12 protein-coding genes are annotated in these 15,141 nt (G+C 68.0%); 3 read left to right on the top strand and 9 right to left on the bottom strand.

Features of this window, described 5'->3' with window-relative positions; all coding sequences use genetic code 11:
- Positions 1-20 precede the first annotated feature (20 nt).
- The 4 genes from F1599_RS05170 to F1599_RS05155 all read right to left on the bottom strand — a co-directional run bounded on the left by F1599_RS05170 (position 21) and on the right by F1599_RS05155 (position 4,826).
- The gene (locus F1599_RS05170; RefSeq protein WP_223819474.1) at positions 21-920 is read right to left on the bottom strand and encodes an alpha/beta fold hydrolase; all 900 of its coding nucleotides are present in this window, start codon (positions 918-920) and stop codon (positions 21-23) included.
- Entirely contained in the window at positions 917-2,662 is a 1,746-nt protein-coding gene (locus F1599_RS05165) for a benzoate-CoA ligase family protein (RefSeq protein WP_223819473.1), read from the bottom strand. The genes F1599_RS05170 and F1599_RS05165 overlap by 4 nt, the downstream gene beginning before the upstream one ends.
- 104 nt (positions 2,663-2,766) lie before the next feature.
- The gene (locus F1599_RS05160; RefSeq protein ID WP_149319934.1) at positions 2,767-4,335 is read right to left on the bottom strand and encodes a 3,4-dehydroadipyl-CoA semialdehyde dehydrogenase; all 1,569 of its coding nucleotides are present in this window, start codon (positions 4,333-4,335) and stop codon (positions 2,767-2,769) included.
- A complete protein-coding gene (locus tag F1599_RS05155; protein ID WP_149319935.1) occupies positions 4,332-4,826 on the bottom strand; it encodes a DUF4863 family protein in 495 nt (164 codons plus the stop codon). Before F1599_RS05155 ends, F1599_RS05160 begins: the two co-directional genes overlap by 4 nt.
- 491 nt (positions 4,827-5,317) lie before the next feature.
- Here F1599_RS05155 and boxC point away from each other — a divergent pair, with 491 nt between their 5' ends.
- Together boxC and boxB are read left to right on the top strand one after the other, a co-directional pair.
- On the top strand, positions 5,318-6,976 hold the full coding sequence (gene boxC / locus F1599_RS05150; RefSeq protein WP_150082398.1) for a 2,3-epoxybenzoyl-CoA dihydrolase: 1,659 nt from the start codon (positions 5,318-5,320) through the stop codon (positions 6,974-6,976).
- Positions 6,977-7,061: 85 nt separating this feature from the next.
- Entirely contained in the window at positions 7,062-8,489 is a 1,428-nt protein-coding gene (gene boxB / locus F1599_RS05145; protein WP_150082397.1) for a benzoyl-CoA 2,3-epoxidase subunit BoxB, read from the top strand.
- Here the strand turns inward: boxB and F1599_RS25760 are convergent.
- A complete protein-coding gene (locus F1599_RS25760) occupies positions 8,482-8,643 on the bottom strand; it encodes a hypothetical protein (protein WP_190286314.1) in 162 nt (53 codons plus the stop codon). The two genes, boxB and F1599_RS25760, sit on opposite strands and share 8 nt — an antisense overlap.
- On the opposite strand from F1599_RS25760, the gene boxA reads away from it, so the two are divergent.
- Positions 8,608-9,897, top strand: a complete 1,290-nt coding sequence (boxA, locus tag F1599_RS05140; protein ID WP_149319939.1) for a benzoyl-CoA 2,3-epoxidase subunit BoxA — start codon at positions 8,608-8,610, stop codon at positions 9,895-9,897. The two genes, F1599_RS25760 and boxA, sit on opposite strands and share 36 nt — an antisense overlap.
- A gap of 100 nt (positions 9,898-9,997) precedes the next feature.
- Here the strand turns inward: boxA and F1599_RS05135 are convergent, their stop codons facing one another.
- From F1599_RS05135 to F1599_RS05120, 4 genes are all read right to left on the bottom strand, one after another.
- Positions 9,998-11,197 (bottom strand): CaiB/BaiF CoA transferase family protein, encoded by a 1,200-nt coding sequence (locus tag F1599_RS05135; RefSeq protein WP_223819472.1) that lies wholly within the window; start codon positions 11,195-11,197, stop codon positions 9,998-10,000.
- A 13-nt stretch (positions 11,198-11,210) separates the two neighbouring features.
- Complete coding sequence (locus tag F1599_RS05130) at positions 11,211-12,194, bottom strand: tripartite tricarboxylate transporter substrate binding protein (protein ID WP_150082396.1); 984 nt, start codon at positions 12,192-12,194, stop codon at positions 11,211-11,213.
- 83 nt (positions 12,195-12,277) lie between these two features.
- Positions 12,278-13,489 (bottom strand): acyl-CoA dehydrogenase family protein, encoded by a 1,212-nt coding sequence (locus tag F1599_RS05125; protein WP_150082395.1) that lies wholly within the window; start codon positions 13,487-13,489, stop codon positions 12,278-12,280.
- A 64-nt stretch (positions 13,490-13,553) separates the two neighbouring features.
- Positions 13,554-15,107, bottom strand: coding sequence for an AMP-binding protein (locus F1599_RS05120; RefSeq protein WP_150082394.1), 1,554 nt, complete (start codon positions 15,105-15,107; stop codon positions 13,554-13,556).
- Positions 15,108-15,141 lie beyond the last annotated feature (34 nt).

The raw sequence follows: 15,141 nt of genomic DNA, 5'->3' as shown, positions 1-15,141 counted from the left end.
TTCCCGGCGGCGTGCGGCGACTATTGCGGCAAGTTCTGCGGCAAGTTCTGCGGCAACTCTTGCGGCAACTCTTGCGGCAAGTCGTGCGGCGACCGCGTGATCGGCGCCATCGCTGTCGACTGCGGATCGCGCACGAAATCGACGATCGCCGCGATCAACGCGTCGGGCTGATCGCGATGGGGCGAATGGCCGCAGTCGGGGAGCTCCAGCAAGCGCGTCTGCGGCACGCGGCGCGCGATGCCGCGGATCTGTTCGAGCGTGCCGTACTCGTCGTCGAGCCCCTGCACCGCCAGCAGCGGGCAGGTAATGCTGGCGATCTCCGCCTCGATCGACCAGTGGCGGAACGGCGGATGCAGCCAGATGCCATTCCATCCCCAGAACGCCGAGTCCGGATCGTCGTGATAGCGCGCCAGCCGCTGGCGCAGGTCGGTATTGAGATAGGCTTCGCGCGCCTTCTCGATGCTCGAGACCGACAGGTCCTCGACCAGGATGTGCGGGGCCAGCACGATGGTCCCGGCGACGCGCGACGGAAACCGCGCCGCGTACAGCAGCGCGATGGAGCCGCCATCGCTGTGCCCAAGCAGCCAGGGCGGTTCGGCCTCGGCGTCGATGCCGAGCGCCGTCAGCAGCGTGGGCAATACCTCGTGCGCCTGGCGGTGCATGAAATCCGGATGCCAGACCTCGTCCGCGGCCCGCGGCGTCGAACGCCCATAGCCGGGCCGCGAATAGACCAGGCCGCGCCACCCGAGCGCCTCGCAGACGCGCTGCGGAAAATCGCGCCACATCGCCACCGATCCCAGGCCCTCGTGCAGGAAGACCAGCAGCGGGGCGCCGGCGTTCTCCGTGCCCAGCCGCTGATATTCGATCCGCACCGGGCGGCCGGCCCAATCGATCTCGACGAATTCGACCGGCGCGCTCATTGCAGCCCCGCCAGTGCCAATTGCCCACTCGGCGAGATCAGCACGTTCGACGCGACGTCGCGGCCGCAGTCCATGGGCTGCTGTCGCTGTCGCTGTTGCTGCTGCTCCTGCTCCCGCAGCCGGAAGCGCTGGATCTTGCCGGTCGCGGTCTTCGGCAGGCTGTCGACGAACTCGATCAGGCGCGGGTACTTGTAGGGCGCCAGCCGTTCCTTGACGAAGGCCTTGAGCTCGGCGTCGTCGCACTGCGTACCGGGTTTGAGCACGACAAAGGCCTTGGTGCGCGTCAGCCCCTGCGGGTCGTTGACGCCGATCACCGCGGCCTCCAGCACGGCGGGATGCTGCATCAGCGTGGCCTCGACCTCGAACGGCGAGACGTAGATGCCGCTGACCTTCAGCATGTCGTCGCTGCGGCCCGCGTAGCAGTAGGTGCCATCGGCGTTGCGCACGTACTTGTCGCCGCTTTTGGTCCAGCTGCCCTGGAAGGTCTCGCGCGACTTGTCGCGATTGCCCCAATACATCAGCGCCGCGCTCGGCCCCTGGATATAGAGGTCGCCCACCTCGCCGTCGGGCACCGGCCGGCCTTCCTCGTCGCGCAGTTCGATGTTGTAGCCGGGCACTGGCCAGCCGGTGGTGCCGTAGCGGACCTGCCCCGGGCGATTTGACAGATAGATATGCAGCATCTCGGTCGAGCCGATGCCGTCGATGATCTCGCAGCCGAAATGCGCGGTGAAGCGCTGGCCCAGTTCGGCCGGCAGCGCCTCGCCGGCCGACGAGCACAGCCGCAGCGCCACCTGTTCGCGCGCCGGCAGCGCGGGCGAGGCGAGCATGCCGGCATAGCCGGTGGGCGCGCCGAAGAACACCGTAGTGCGATGGTCGAGCCAGCGCCGGAAGATCGCCTCGGGCGTGGGCCGCTCCGCCATCAGCACCACGGTGGCGCCGACGCTGAGCGGAAAGGTCAGGCCGTTGCCCAGGCCATAGGCGAAATACAGCTTGGCCGCCGAGAAGCAGACGTCGTCCTCGGTCAGGCCGAGAATCGGCTTGGCGTAGAGCTCCGCGGTCCAGTAGGGATTGGCCTGGCTGTGCAGCACGCCCTTGGGCCGGCCGGTCGAGCCGGACGAATACAGCCAGAAGCCGGGGTCATCGGGACCGGTGGCTGCGGCCGCCGGCTGGGGCGCATGGTCGGCGATCAGCGCGTCGAGCGAGACCATGCCGGCAGGCAAGGTGCTCCCATCGCGCTTGGCGCCCTTGGGGCGGGACACGATCACGTGGTCGACCTCATGGCCGCCTTCGCCCATCGCCTTCGCCATGGCCTGCTCCAGCACCGGCAGCAGTGCCGCCGACACCAGCGCCGCGCGGGCGCGGCTGTGCTGCAGCATGTAGGCGTAGTCGTCGGGCGTCAGCAGCGTGTTGACCGCGACCGGCACGATGCCGGCGTAGATCGCGCCGAGGAAGCAGACCGGCCAGTCGCTGCAGTCGTGCATCAGCAGCAGCACGCGTTCCTCGCGGCGTACGCCGAGGGCTTGCAGCGCGGTCGCGAACCGGCGCACGCGCTCGGCCAGTTCGCCGTAGCGCAGGCGGCCGTGGTCGTCGATATAGGCGGTCTTGTCGCCGCGGTGCGCGTTGGCTTCCAGCAGGTGCTGGGCGAAGTTGAAGGGCGTGGTGGGCGCGACCACCGGCGGCGGGTCCGAGCCTGGCGCGGTGGCGGTGATCGTGGTCGCGGTAGTCGTCGTTGCGGCTGCCATGCGTTGTCTCCCCATCTGTTCTATGGATGCTGCGAATGCTGCGAATACTGCCGGTGATGCGATGTGCTGCGTGTCTCCTTGAAACGGGTCCTGGCAGCGGACCCCTACAGCCGGTCGAGCACCGCCGTGCTGGCCTGCACCGCGCTGCGGCGATGGTAGAAGTTCAGCGCCCGCAGGCCGCCCAGTTCCTCGCCGCCGCCGGCGCGGCCGGGGCCGCCGTGCAGCGATTGCGGCATCACGTTGCCGTGGCCGGTATGCAGCTGCGCGACATCGGGCGAGATCACGTGGACGCGGCCGTGGCTGTCGGCCAGCTGAAGCGCCGCGGTGGCCAGCGCGGCCGGATCGCTGCCATAGAGCGACGCCACCAGCGAGCCTTCGCCGCGGCGCGCCAGTTCGAAGGCATGGCCGGCGTCGATGCTGTCTTCGCCTTGCCGCTCCCGATAGGACATCAGCGTGGCGACCGGGCCGAACACCTCGATCTGATGCACCAGCGCATTGCCGTCGGGATCGCGCGTGCCGAGCAGCGTCGGACCGATGCAGCAGGCCACGGCCGGATCGGCGTCGATCAGCGCCTGGCTCGCGCCGTCATGCAGGGTTTGCGTCTGCGCCTGCAATTGCGCGAGGCCCTCGCGCACGGTGGCGAGCTGCGCGCGGCTGACCAGCGCCCCCATGCGTACGTCCGGGTTGCGCGGGTTGCCGACGGTGACTTCACGCAGCTTCGCGACGATGGCTTCGGCGGCGGCGTCGTACAGCGACTCGGGCACCAGCACGCGGCGGATCGCCGTGCATTTCTGTCCCGACTTGACCGTCATCTCGCGCACGACCTCGGACGCCAGCAGCGGCAGCGCATCGTTGCCGCCGGCCTCGCGCGGCAGCAGCAGCGCCGAGTTGACGCTGTCCGCCTCGATATTGACGCGCACCGAGCGCTGCGCGATGGCCGGATGCGTGCGGATCTGCGCGGCCGTCTGCGCCGAGCCGGTGAACGACACCACGTCGAAGGGCTCCAGCGCGTCCAGCAGGCCGTCGGCGCTGCCGCAGACGATCGACAGCGCGCCAGGGGGCAGGATGCCCGCCTCGAGGACATCGCGGACCATGCGGTGCGTCAGCCAGGCGGTGGAGGTGGCCGGCTTGACGATCACCGGCACGCCCGACAGCAGCGCCGGCGCGGCCTTCTCCCACAGGCCCCACGAAGGGAAGTTGAACGCGTTGATGCACAGCGCGACGCCGCGCGTGGGGACCAGCACGTGTTGCGACTGGAACAAGGGATCCTTGCCCAGGCGCGCCGCCTCGCCATCGAGCAGATAGCGCCGGTCGCCCAGCGTCTCGCCCAGCTTCGCATAGCTGCCCAGCGTGAAGATCGCGCCGTCGATATCGACCGCGGAATCGCGCTTGACCGTGCCGCTGTTGGCGGTCGCGATCTCGTAGTAGGCGTCGCGGTGTTGCTGCAGGACCTGCACGATGGCGCCCAGCAGCGACGCCCGTTCGCGATAGGTCAGCGCCCGCAGCGCCGCGCCGCCTTGCTCGCGCGCGAAGGCGAAGCCTTCGGCCAGATCGAGCCCGGTGGCATCGACACGCGCCAGTTCGTCGCCCAGCACGGGGTCGAACAGTGCCGTGCCCTTGCCGTTGCCATGCTGCCAGCGGCCGGCCAGATAGCTCGGTAGCGATTCGCTCATGCTGCCTCCTGTCGGGTGAAGTCGATGCGCCCTTCGGGCAGCAGATAAAGAACCAGCGCGCGCCCGTTCGACACCGTGGGGCGATGGGCGCTGCCGGGCGGGCACACCAGCCAGCCGGCGGGCCTTCCGTCGAAGCGGGCCTCGCCCTCGATCGGCATGATCAGGTCGATCTCGCCATTGGGATGGGTGTGATGCGGGCCGGCGATGTCCTGCATGTCGACCACGTCGACCGAGAAGCCGTGCAGGTCGTCGGCGGGTTTGAAGATGCGGCCGTAGCGGATACCGCCGCCTTCGCGATCGCACAGCCAGCCTTCGGCGACGCCGGTTTCGCAGGCGGCCTTCAGCGCGCGATAGGACTCGGTATCGGGGCCGTATTCGGCGTTGAGCCAAGCGTCCAGCTCGGCATCGAGCGGACGGCCGGCAAGGCGGGCCGTCAGTTGCGCCAATTGCTGGCGGAAGGCCTGGGCGGCCGGTGGGAGGGTGGGGGACATCGGCAAGCGCTCCGTCAGATCGGGAAGAACGTCACCGGTTGGCGTAACCGGTTTGCACGTCCGCGGTGTTCAAGTCTGCGGTTTGCACGTCTGCTGTTAATGCATTATTGTGCATGGGCGAACCATAGAGGTCGACGTCGGCTCTGTCAAGAACTATATTGCAGGAGTGTCGGCGGAAGCGCTGCGAAAACGCCGGCGTGCATTCGGCAAGCCGCCGGCGCCATAGGCCACGACGGGCGGGCGGCTAACGGATGGCCACACCGCCAAGGCCGCGTAATGGCGGGATCGCCACGCGCTGTATGAAGTAAAGCGCAGCATTGCAGTCATTCGCTAACATGCACAATAATTCTTGACGTCGCGCGAAGCGATGCACTATGATGCGTGGTATCGGATCCCGATCCATGCACTATCGTGCTTCGCGGTGCTTCGTTGCACCACGCGCCCAGGCTGAACAGACAGCGATGTCAGCACAGAGAACAGGAGACAATGCCGTGACCCAGGTCCCCCGCGTCGACTACCAGACCGACCCCTCCCAATACAAGCACCTGAAGCTGCAGTTCGACGGACCCGTCGCCACGCTGGTGCTCGATATCGACGAGAACGCCGGCCTGCGTCCCGGCTACAAGCTCAAACTGAACAGCTACGACCTCGGCGTCGACATCGAGCTGAACGATGCACTGAACCGCATCCGCTTCGAACATCCGGAAGTGCGCAGCGTGGTGGTCACCAGCGGCAAGGAGAAGGTGTTCTGCTCGGGCGCCAATATCTTCATGCTGGGCGTCAGCAGCCACGCGTGGAAGGTCAACTTCTGCAAGTTCACCAACGAGACGCGCAACGGCATCGAGGATTCGTCGCGGCACAGCGGCCTGAAATTCCTCGCCGCGGTCAACGGCGCCTGCGCCGGCGGCGGCTATGAACTGGCGCTGGCCTGCGACGAGATCCTGCTGGTCGACGATCGCTCCTCGGCGGTCAGCCTGCCGGAAGTGCCGCTGCTGGGCGTGCTGCCGGGCACTGGCGGCCTGACCCGCGTCACCGACAAGCGCCATGTGCGCCACGACCTCGCCGACATCTTCTGCACCACCACCGAAGGCGTGCGCGGCCAGCGTGCCAAGGACTGGCGCCTGGTCGACGACATCGCCAAGCCTGCCGTGTTCGCGCAGAAGGTGCAGGAGCGCGCGCTGGCGCTGGCCGCGCAGAGCGACCGTCCCGCCGACGCGGCCGGCATCGCGCTGACCCCGCTGGAGCGGACCGTCGAAGCCGATGCGCTGCGCTACGGCTATGTCGACGTGCAGATCGACCGCGCCGCGCGCACCGCCACCTTCACGATCCACGCGCCGCGCGGCCCGCAGCCGCAGACCCCGGCCGCGATCGCCGAAGCCGGCGCGGCCTGGTATCCGCTGCAGCTGGCGCGCGAGCTCGAGGACGCGATCCTGTCGATGCGCACCAACGAGCTGGAGATCGGCACCTGGCTGATCAAGACCGCCGGCGATGCCGAGGCGGTGATGCAGATGGACGCCACGCTGCTGGCGCATCGCGACCACTGGCTGGTGCGCGAGACCATCGGGCTGCTGCGCCGGACCTTCAGCCGTCTCGACGTGTCCTCGCGCAGCCTGTTCGCCCTGGTCGACGAGGGCACCTGCTTTGCCGGCTCGCTGCTGGAACTGGCACTGGCCTGCGATCGCATCTACCACCTGGCGCTGCCGGACGACGAGGCGCGCGCGCCGAAGATCACCGTCGGCGAGACCAACTTCGGCCTCTATCCGATGGCCACCGGCCAGAGCCGCCTGGGCCGCCGTTTCTATGACGAGGCGCCGGCGCTCGAAGCGGTGCGCGCCAGGGCCGGCCAGCCGCTCGATGCGGATGCCGCCTTCGCGCTGGGCCTGGCGACCTCGAACCCGGACGACATCGACTGGGCGGACGAGCTGCGCATCGCGATCGAGGAACGCGTGGCGATGTCGCCCGACGCGCTGACCGGCATGGAAGCGAACCTGCGCTTCAACGGCCAGGAGACCATGTTCACCCGCATCTTCGGCCGGCTGACCGCCTGGCAGAACTGGATCTTCCAGCGGCCCAACGCCGTCGGCGACAAGGGCGCACTGAAGGTCTACGGCAAGGGCGACAAGGCGGCATTCGACTGGAATCGCGTCTGACGCGCAGGTCCGCGCGCGCAGCGACACAAAGACACAGCGACACCACGGCACAACGACACGACGACATATCACCGGGAGACCAACGATGTCCGGTATCAACTACAGCGAGAAGATCCCCAACAACGTCAACCTCAGCGAGGACCGCACGCTGCAGCGCGCGCTGGAGCAGTGGCAGCCGAACTACCTGAACTGGTGGAACGACATGGGCCCGGACGGCTCGCAGAACTTCGACGTCTACCTGCGCACCGCGATCAGCGTCGATCCGCAGGGCTGGGCGCAGTTCGGCTACGTCAAGATGCCGGACTATCGCTGGGGCATCTTCCTGAATCCGGCGGAGCAGGGCCGCAAGATCCATTTCGGCGACCACAAGGGCGAGGACGCGTGGCAGGACGTGCCGGGCGAATACCGCGCCAACCTGCGCCGCATCATCGTGACGCAGGGCGATACCGAGCCGGCCTCGGTCGAGCAGCAGCGCCATCTGGGCCTGACCGCGCCCAGCATGTACGACCTGCGCAACCTGTTCCAGGTCAACGTCGAGGAAGGCCGCCACCTGTGGGCGATGGTCTATCTGCTGCACAAGTACTTCGGCCGCGACGGCCGCGAGGAAGGCGAGGCGCTGCTCGAGCGCCGCAGCGGCGAGCAGGACAACCCGCGCATCCTGCAGGCGTTCAACGAGCGCACGCCGGACTGGCTGTCTTTCTTCATGTTCACCTACTTCACCGACCGCGACGGCAAGTTCCAGCTGTGCGCGCTGGCCGAGAGCGCCTTCGATCCGCTGGCCCGCACGACCAAGTTCATGCTGACCGAGGAAGCGCACCACATGTTCGTCGGCGAGTCGGGCGTGTCGCGCGTGATCCAGCGCACCTGCCAGGTGATGAACGAACTGAAGACCGACGATCCGGGCAAGCTGCGCGCCGCCGGCGTGATCGACCTGCCGACCATCCAGCGCTACCTGAACTTCCACTACAGCGTGACCATCGACCTGTTCGGCGCCGACGAGTCGAGCAATGCCGCCACCTTCTACAGCACCGGCCTGAAGGGCCGGTTCGAGGAAGGCAAGCGCAACGACGACCATCTGCTCAAGGACAGCACCTATCGCGTGCTGCAGGCCTCCGGCGGCCAGTTGGTCGAGAAGGAAGTGCCGATGCTGAACGCGCTGAACGAGGTGCTGCGCGACGACTACATCAAGGACAGCGTGGCCGGCGTCGAGCGCTGGAACCGCGTCATCGACAAGGCCGGCATTCCGCTCCGGCTGAAGGTTCCCCACAAGGCCTTCCACCGCAATATCGGCGCGCTGGCCGGCGTCAAGGTGTCGCCGGACGGCCGCGTGATCTCGGACGCCGAATGGCAGGCCAATGTTGACCAGTGGCTGCCGAGCGCGGAGGATCGCGCCTTCGTCGCCAGCCTGATGGGCCGCGTGGTCGAGCCGGGCAAGTTCGCCAACTGGATCGCGCCGCCGGCGATGGGCGTCAACCGCCAGCCGGTGGACTTCGAGTACGTGCGCTTCAATTGAGCGGCGAGAGCAACGGCAATAACGGCAGCAACAGCGCCATCAATAGCGCCAGCAACAACGACAGCGACCGCGCGTGACCGAACGTAGCGCCGAGCCGCGGCAGCATCTGGAGACGGCCATGGATATGGCAGACATGCAAATCATCAAGCAGCATCTGATCGACCCCGAGATCTGCATTCGCTGCAATACCTGCGAGATGACCTGCCCGGTCGGCGCGATCACGCACGATTCGCGCAACTACGTGGTCGACGCCGACAAGTGCAATCTGTGCATGGCCTGTGTGTCGCCGTGCCCGACCGGATCGATCGACAACTGGCGCATGGTGCCGCGCACGCGGCCCTATACGCTGGACGAGCAGCTGGGCTGGGACACGCTTCCCGAAGAGCTGAGCAGCGAGCAGCTGGCCGCCAGCGGCGTCGGCGCCGAGGCGATCGCCGAAGCGCAGGCGCTGGAGGCGGTCGACGAGCCGGTCGATCCCGCGCTGGCGCAGATCGCGCCGTTCAACAGCGCGCAATACGGGGCCACGCTGCCGCCATGGTCGGCAGCGCATTGCTACACCAATCTGTACGGGCCGAAGGCGGCGATCAAGTCGGTTACCGCCACCGTGGTCGGCAATGTGCGCGTGACCGAGGTCGGCCGCGACTACGACACCCATCACCTGGTGCTGGACTTCGGCGCGATGCCGTTCCCGGTGCTGGAGGGCCAGTCGATCGGCATCGTGCCGCCGGGCGTCGACGAGCAGGGCCGCCCGCATCATGCGCGCCAGTACTCGGTGGCGAGCCCGCGCAATGGCGAGCGGCCGGGCTACAACAACCTGTCGCTGACGATCAAGCGCGTGCTGGAGGACCATCATGGCAATCCGGTGCGCGGCGTGGCCTCGAACTATCTGTGCGACCTGCAGGTCGGCGACACGGTCGAGGTCATCGGCCCGTTCGGCAACAGCTTCCTGATGCCGAACCATCCGCGCTCGAACATCGTGATGATCTGCACCGGCACCGGCAGCGCGCCGATGCGGGCGATGACCGAATGGCGCCGGCGCCTGCGCAAGTCGGGCAAGTTCGAGAGCGGCAAGCTGATGCTGTTCTTCGGCGCCCGCACGCGCGAGGAGCTGCCGTACTTCGGTCCGCTGCAAAGCCTGCCCAAGGACTTCATCGATATCAACCTGGCGTTCTCGCGCACGCCGGGCCAGCCCAAGCGCTATGTGCAGGACGTGATGCGCGAGCGGGCCGCCGACCTGGCCGCGCTGCTGGCCGATCCGGACAGCTACTTCTATGTCTGCGGGCTGAAGAGCATGGAGGAGGGCGTGGTACTGGCGCTGCGCGATATCGCCGAGCAGGCCGGTCTCGATTGGGAGGCGGTGGCCGCTTCGCTCAAGCGCGAAGGGCGGCTGCATCTGGAGACGTACTGAGCTCGGGACGTACCGAGCAAGCGGTCGCGCGGACCGGGTTTGATGTTCTTGATGTGGCCAGGGCCGGCCGCCGCGGAAACGCGGGGCCGGCCTCGTTCGTTCAGTCGGCGGACCAGCTTGGCGCGTGCTCGCCCAACGCCGCCACATGGTCGTCGCCATCGGGAAGACCCAGCGAAAAACGGACCGGAAAGCGGACGGCGACGCGATCCTGATCGGGGTCCGATACCTGACGCACCGCGCCACGCGCCTGCACATGCGGGTCCCGCAGCAGCTCTTCCGCGTTCAGCACCGGCGAGATCGGCAGGTCGACGCCGGCCAGCGTGTCCAGCCACTGCGCCAGCGTGCGGCTGACGAAGATCTGCGCCAGCAGCGCATTGACCTCGACCTTGTGGCGCTGGCGTCCGGCGCGCTCGGCGAAGCGCGGATCCATCAGCGAAGGAAATTTCTGGCCCAACGCATCGCGCAGGTTCAGCCAGAACTTGTTCTCCAGAATGCCGAGCGCCAGATGGCGGCCGTCGCGCGTCTCGAACAGGTCGTTCTCCGGCATCACCGTGGGCGAGCGCGGCGGCGCGTCGGCATGTTGTTGCGCGGCCCAAGCGCCATGGGCCGTCCACGACAGCACCGCATCGTGGATCGATACGTCCAGATGCTGGCCGCGCCCGTGCTGACGCGCGCTGAGGATGGCGACGGTCAGCGCCAGCGCCGCATAGCTCGACGCCGCATAGTCCGATACCCGCACGCGCGGCCGCGCGACCTTGTCGCGGACCTGTACCGGCGCGGCCCAATAGCCGGCCAGGGCCAGATAGTTCAAATCGTGGCCGGCATGGTCGGCATAGGGGCCGGTCTGGCCGAAGCCCGAGATCGAGCACAGCACGATGGCCGGATTGACCTTGGCCAGTTCGGCGTAATCGAGGCCGAGGCGCTGCATCACGCCGGGACGAAAGCCTTCGACCACCGCGTCGGCATCGCGCACCAGCTCAAGGAAGGCCGCGCGGCCCTCGGCATCCTGCAGATCGAGCGCGACCGAACGCTTGCCGCGATTGAACTGGGCGAACACCGAGGCGCTCAGCGTGCGCGAGGTATCGCCGACGCCGGGCCGCTCGACCTTGATCACCTCGGCGCCCAGCTGCTGCAGCTGCAACGTGGCGTGCGGGCCGGGCAGCAGCTGGCTCAGGTCGATAATCCTGACGTCGTTCAGGCAGGACCAGTCCGGTTTGGTTGGCGGCTTTGTTGGTGGCTTCGCTGGCGCCTTGGTTGGCGGCTCGCTCGATGGCTTGCTCGATGGCTTGCTCGATGTCATGGCCGGCGCCCGCTCAGCCGATGTCGGCCGTCATGCCGATATCGCGCATCAGCGACGCGTAGCGCCTGGTCTCGGCCGAGACCATCTCGCGGAACTGCGCCGGCGAGGCGCTGCGGCGCAGCTCGCCCGCGCTGGCTTCAAGCATCGCATCGAGCTTGCCGCTGGCCTGCACCTCGTTGATCGCGGTGAACAGGCGCTGCGTCAGCGCGGCGGGCATGCCCGCCGGTGCAAAAAGCCCGCTCCAGTTGTCCAGCACGAAGCCCGGCGGCAGCGCCTCCGCCAGCGTCGGCACGTCGGGGAAGTAGCGCGAACGCTCGGCGGTGGTCACCGCGAGCGCGCGGACCTGGCCATTGCGCAGGTACGAGGTGGCCGTGCTGAGCACCGGCATGCCGAACTGCGTCTGCCCGGTCAGCATCGCCGTCAGGATCTCCGGCGCGCCCTTGTACGGCACGTGGACCGCTTCGGTGCCGGTCTGGTGCAGCATCGATTCGACGGCCAGATGGGCGATGCTGCCCTTGCCACCGGAGCCGTAGTTCAGCTTGCCCGGCGCGCGCTTCATCGCCGCGATCAGGTCGGCGGCGGTGCGGTACGGCGAGTTCGCAGGGACTACCAGCGCGGTGGGGCCGCCCGACAGCGGCGCGATGCAGGTGAAGTCGCGCGCCGGGTCGTACGGCATCTGCTTGTACATGTGGATGTTGATCACGTGCGTGTTGGCCAGCACGCCCAGCGTGTAGCCGTCCGCCGCGGCCCGCTTGAGCGCGCGGCCGCCGATGATGCCGCCCGCGCCGGGCATGTTCTCGACCACCAGCGGCTGGCCGAGCTTCGGTGCCAGCTCGGCCGACAGCGCGCGCGCCATGTTGTCGGGCGAGGTGCCGGCCAGGAAGGGGACGATCAGCCGGACCGGCCGGTTCGGATAGCCGTCGGCCGCGTAGGCGCGCGGCAGGATGCCGCCCAGTGCCGCGGCGCCCGCGGCGGCCAGCCATGTTCTGCGATGCATTTGCTGTCTCCTGTACTGATGGCGCAGTTTGGGCTGCGTCGACGTTCTGCTGCTGTTGCTGGTGCTGCGGGCAACCGGCGGCACTATGCCGCGCCGCGCCCCTTGCCCGCCTGCGCCGCCTGCTCCATCAGCGGCTCCAGGATCGCCCGCGCGATGGTGTTGCGCTGGATCTCGCTGGTGCCCGTGAAGATGCGGAACATGCGCAGCTTGCGGAAGGTCTGCTCGACCGGATGGCCGCGCGTGACGCCCACATTGCCGTGGATCTGCACCGCCTTGTCGGCGATCTCGAAGCAGCGCTCCGATACGAACAGCTTGCAGGCCGCGGCCTTCATGCGCAGATCGGCGCCGCTGTCGGCCAGCGCGGCGGTCTGCGCGATCATCGCCTCGCACGCCCACAGCGCCGCCGCCATGTCGGCGAGCATATGCTGGATGGCCTGGAACCGCGCGATCGGGCCGCCGAACTGGCGGCGCTTGCCCGCGTACTCGACGGACGCCCGATACACGCTGGTGGCCAGACCCAGCATGCTCGGGCAATGCAGCAGCCGGTTGACGTTGATGCGGGACATGCTGAGCTTGAAGCCATTGCCCTCGCCGCCGAGGATATTGCTGCGCGGCACGCGCACATCGACCATGCGGATATCGGCGTCGATATGCTGGCCCGACATCGGCGTGTATTCGGTATCGACGGTGACGCCGGGCAGGTCGAGATCGACCAGCACCGCGCTGATCGACGGCGGCGTGGTGCCGGCATCGGTCACGCACAGCACGATGGCGAAGTCGGCGAACGGCGCGCCGCTGATGTAGTGCTTGTGGCCGTTGATGACCAGCTCGTCGCCGTCGGCCACCGCCGTCGTCGAGATGCTCATCGCATCGGAGCCCGAATGCGGCTCGGTCATCGCGAAGCAGGTCGAACGCTCTCCGCGGATCACCGGGCCGAAATAGCGCTCGATCTGCCCGGGCGTGGCGTACTTCAGCATATTGCCCACGCGCGGCGGACCGCCGAGGTCGCCCAGCACATGCGGCGCCAGCGAGCAGCCGCTGGCGGCGATGTCGGCTTTCAGCGCGCACTGCTCGGCGATGTTCAGGCCCTTGCCGCCCAGTTCGATCGGCAGGCAGGCGGCGTAAAGACCCAGCTCGCTGGAGCGGCGCCAGACCCGGCGCAGCACCTCCTTCGGCCACGGGTCTTCCGAGCCCAGGCCAAGCTCTTGCTCCATCGGGCGCAGTTCCTCGTCGATGAAGCGGCGGATGGCGGCCCGCGTCTGGACCAGCACGGGGTTGGTCAGGTATTCGAACATGGCGTGGTTCCTCGGTGTCGTGGGCTTTGGGTCGCGTTTGTCAGGTCGCGTTTCAAGCCGCGTGTCAGTTCACGCGGCGTTCCTGACCCTGCCAATAGCGCTCGCGCACCAGCTTGCGGGCCAGCTTGCCGCTGGCGTTCTTCGGCAGCTCGCTGACGAAGTCGATCGAGCGCGGGGTCTTGTAGTCGGCGATGCGCGCACGGCAATGCGCGATCAGGTCGGCCGCGCTCAGTTCGCGGCCCGGCCACAGCGTGACCACGGCCTTGACGCTCTCGCCCCAGGTCGCATCCGGCACGCTGATCACGCAGGCCTCCATCACGTCGGGATGCTGGTACAGCGTGGCTTCGACCTCGGTCGGATAGACGTTGAAGCCGCCCGAGATGATCATGTCCTTCTTGCGGTCGACCAGATAGATGAAGCCTTCCTCATCGACGCGGGCCAGATCGCCGGTATGCAGCCAGCCGTCGATCAGCACCTCGCGGGTCAGCTCGGGCTCGCCCCAGTAGCCCTGGAACACGTCCTCGCCGCGGATCACCAGCTCGCCGATCTCGTCGCCGCTGACTTCCTCGCCGCGATCGTTGACCACGCGAACCTCGGTTTCGCCCAGCGCGCGGCCGCACGAGGCCAGGCGCTCGGGGCGATTGGCGAGCGCATCGGCATGGTCGGCGGTGGACAGCCGCGTGACGCCGGAGGTCGATTCGCTGGCGCCATAGCCCTGCGACAGGATCGGGCCGATGCGCTCCCACGCCTCGCGGATGCGCGCCGGGGCCATCGGCGCGGCGCCATAGGCCAGCGTCTTCAGGCTGGAAAGATCGGCGCTGGCGAGCGACGGCTCGGCCAGCACCATATTGATCATCGCCGGCACCATGAACACGTGCGTGATGCGCAGGCGCGCGATCTCGGCGAGGAAATGCGCCGGCTCGAACTTGTCGAACAGCACCAGCGTGGCGCCGCAGTACAGGTAGGGCTGCATCAGCATGCCCGAGGCGTGCGTGACCGGGCCGATCAGCGCCAGCCGGTCGCCGGAGCGGGCAGGGCGGTCCATGCCCAGCACGATCTTGCGCAGCGACGCGATGCGGTTGCCGTAGCTCTGCATCGCCGCCTTGATCTTGCCGGTCGAGCCCGACGAGAAATGCAGCACCGCGAGATCGGACGCTTGCGGCGCGTAGTCGGGCGCCTCGGTGCCGCCACGGCTGACGACGTCCTCGTAGTCCAGATAGCCCTGGGCTGCTTCGCCGATCGCGATAAAGGTCTCGACCGAGCCGAAGCCAGGCGTCTGCGGGCTGTAGCCGGTGTAGCCGCGGCCGGCGATCATCACGCGCGGTCCGCAGTTCTCGACCACCTGGGTCGCCTCCGCGGCGGTGAAGCGCGGATTGAGCGCCGCCTTGACCAGCCCGGCCTTGAAGAGCGCGCATTCGATCTCCACCAGCTCGGTGCAATTGCGCGACTGCACGGCGACGCGGTCGCCCTTGACCAGGCCCAGCCCCAGCAGCGCATTGGCCAGCCGGGTCGAGCGCGCGTCCAGCTGGCGATAGCTGAGCGCGCGGTCGCGATACAGCACCGCGGGGCGGTCGCCCCAATAGCGCGCGGCACGCCGCAGGAAATAGGCGAAGGTCATCGAGGTCTCCTTGATCGGCTTTGGCGGCAGTTTG

It is taken from the genome of Cupriavidus cauae (assembly GCF_008632125.1).
Classification (GTDB): Bacteria; Pseudomonadota; Gammaproteobacteria; order Burkholderiales; family Burkholderiaceae; genus Cupriavidus; species Cupriavidus cauae.
The sequence above is the reverse complement of the archived record's forward strand: the minus strand, read 5'-3'. Positions and strand labels throughout refer to the sequence as shown.